The sequence below is a fragment of the Vibrio sp. V23_P3S9T160 genome (assembly GCF_963886625.1).
In the GTDB taxonomy this organism is placed as follows: Bacteria; Pseudomonadota; Gammaproteobacteria; order Enterobacterales; family Vibrionaceae; genus Vibrio; species Vibrio anguillarum.
Genome location: NZ_CAWPDB010000085.1, coordinates 1 through 2,681, shown reverse-complemented (window position 1 = coordinate 2,681; position 2,681 = coordinate 1). Strand labels below are relative to the sequence as shown.

The window sequence follows — 2,681 nt, the reverse complement described above, 5'->3', positions numbered from 1 at the left end:
GACTTAGAACTTTGGCTGTCAAAACTCAAAAACCTAAGATCAAACTGCTGATTGAGCCAACCGCCCTAACCTCGCGCTTGCCCAAAAATTGATTGAGGCAATTCTCTGAATTTCCAGCGCCAAAGAACAAGTGTCCGGAAAACCGCGCCCACTGAAGCAAACTTGCCGACAAACTCAAAACCAACCAGCCGAGGGAACAAAGAGAACCCATAAACCACTGACTTTGCGTGATTAAGCATAACGCCCGCCTAAGGGGCTGGCAACGCATTAACACTAAACTCAAACACAACAGCCGTAACCATCGCGGCTCATTGGGACTGGAAACGCCACGCGTTGACAGTCCCTCTTGAGGCGTTTGTTATACATTTTTTTCGGTGTACTCAAACACAGCTTTTCGCCAATCAATTAGATATGGCAGACAACCAAGAAGGGTTAAATCCGAGCTATTATTTAAGTCTGCCAGCAGATCAGATAAAGGGTAATGGGCTGAATCCCTATGATGCAGAACTCTATCAATAGTTTCTTGCGATTGTTTGCTCAGTTTTTCTAACCAGATATGCCACTCAGGTTCATGTTTCCAGTAATTCGCAGCAGTATGTATAAGCTCGGCAACAGGCTCACCGAAAGAACTGCAAGGACCTAATTTTCTAGCTTCTAAGGGTTTAAGATTTACGTCCATAAGTACGTCAAACATATACCGTTGCATGATACAAAAACCTAGTCCTATCAGGTATTCGCCTTTATCACATAAGCAACCAACTTCCCATACATCTGCTTTGGAAATCTCATGGTTGAGCTTAGAAAGTGAAGCGTCGATAGGCTTTAATACTTCTGAGACGTAAGAAAACTCTGCGTCTGCAAACTCTACCTCATTTTCGTTTCTAGAAACTATAAACATGGATGAACCTTAAAATGTATAACGCCCGGCTAAGGGGTTGACAACGCACCGCTGAACTTAAAAACACACTTAAACACTGAACTGCAATTTTGCACTAAAGTCGCCACGCGTTGGCAATCCATCTTGAGCCGTTTGTTATGCAAATTCAATGAGATAAACCGAATTTACACGACCAAAAGCCACAATTGCAATGGTTGAGTGATTCAAGAATCAACCCAAGCAAGAACTGCGATAAATAAGCCGCCAAAACAAAGTTCACCTTTCAACAACAAACCAAGCTTTTGAATCAGGAAAACTCAACAAGCAAGACTTTCAGCAAGTGCAAAATGCTCGATAAACTTGCCCTTTCTACACTTTGCGCCCACTGAATTAACAACGCGCCAACGCCAAAACTGATTGAGGCAAACAAAGAACTTTGCCTGTTTTACGGCTTGAGTTCACAATGAATTTGAAGGTAAAAATGCTCATTTGCCGACAACACAAAACGAATGGCCGGAGAAATCCAAAAGATTGAGCCCCTAAATTTACCTGAGTTGCATAACGCCCGGCTAAGGGGTTGACAACGCACCGCCGAACTCAAAAAACACACCGTAAACACTGAACTTCAATTTTGTACTAAAGCCGCCAAGCGTTGGCAATCCCTCTTGAGCCGTTTGTTATGCAAATTCAATGAGATAAACTGAATTTACACGACCAAAAGCCACAATTGCAATGGTTGAGTGATTCAAGAACCAACCCAAGTAGGAGCCGAGATAAATAAGCCGCCAAAACAAAGTCCACCTTTCAGCAACAAGCCAAGCTTTTATGTCAGGAAAACTCAACGAGCGAAACCTTCAGCAAGTGCAAAACACTCGATAAACTTGCTCTTTCCACACTTTGCGCACGCTGAATTGACAACAAACCAGCACCAAAACTCATTGAGGCAAACAAAGAACTTTACCTGTTTTACGGTTTGAGTAAACTACGAATTTTAAGGTCAAAAAGCTCATTTGCCGACAACACAAAACGAATAGCCGGAGAAATCCCAAAAGATTGAACCCCTAAATTTACCTGAGTTGCATAACGCCCTGTTAAGGGGTGAGCAACGCAATATCAATGCCGCCGCAAACCACCTTAAACACTAAAACCAACGCATAGTAAAAATGCCACGCGTTGCGAATCCCTCTTGAACAGTTTGTTAAGCTTCTTCTTCAGGGAACCACATAACTACGTTTTGTTCCATAAAGGCTTTAAGGATAGACAGTGATTCTAGTGCATCAGACTTGGCTAAAAGTTCAGCTGACTCAAAGCGCCCATCGATCATCTTTTTTATAAGGGAGCCTGATTTGATACCCGCTTTAGCATGCACATACGGATTTCTAATTTTCCTTAGAGCTTCCAGTGAAACGTAAAGCTCTTCACCTATAATACTCTCGCTCAGTGAGTTATCGATAATCTTTTTAAATGACGATTCTGCAATCGCGTTTTGACCTCGCATTATGAATTCGCCAGATAAAGAATGCTCGATAAACGCTTGAGCAAGCAGAACAACAGCCATGTAGTTTCCATTGACATAGCTATTAGCTACTTCATGCAACGCAAGTTGTGATTGCATACCACCGGTTAACAGCTTGTCACCTTGTGGTCCAAACAATTCATTTAACTCAACAAAACGTTCAATTTTATCGGCTTTATTAAGTTCTTCGTCGGCAAGAAAATTCTCGATTCCTTGCTTTTTTAGTTCTTCGTAATCCATAGTTTTCTCATTGAAGCTTAACGCCCGGCTAAGGGGTTGACAACGCAC

2 protein-coding genes are annotated in these 2,681 nt (G+C 42.3%); both read right to left on the bottom strand.

The window, feature by feature from the left end; genetic code table 11:
• Window positions 1-358: 358 nt before the first annotated feature.
• Window positions 359-898: a hypothetical protein gene (locus AACU59_RS04510; RefSeq protein ID WP_142570567.1), complete on the bottom strand. Its 540-nt coding sequence runs from the start codon at window positions 896-898 to the stop codon at window positions 359-361.
• 1,177 nt (window positions 899-2,075) lie between these two features.
• The coding region (locus AACU59_RS04500) for a hypothetical protein (RefSeq protein WP_237666655.1) at window positions 2,076-2,681 on the bottom strand (606 nt) is incomplete at its 5' end.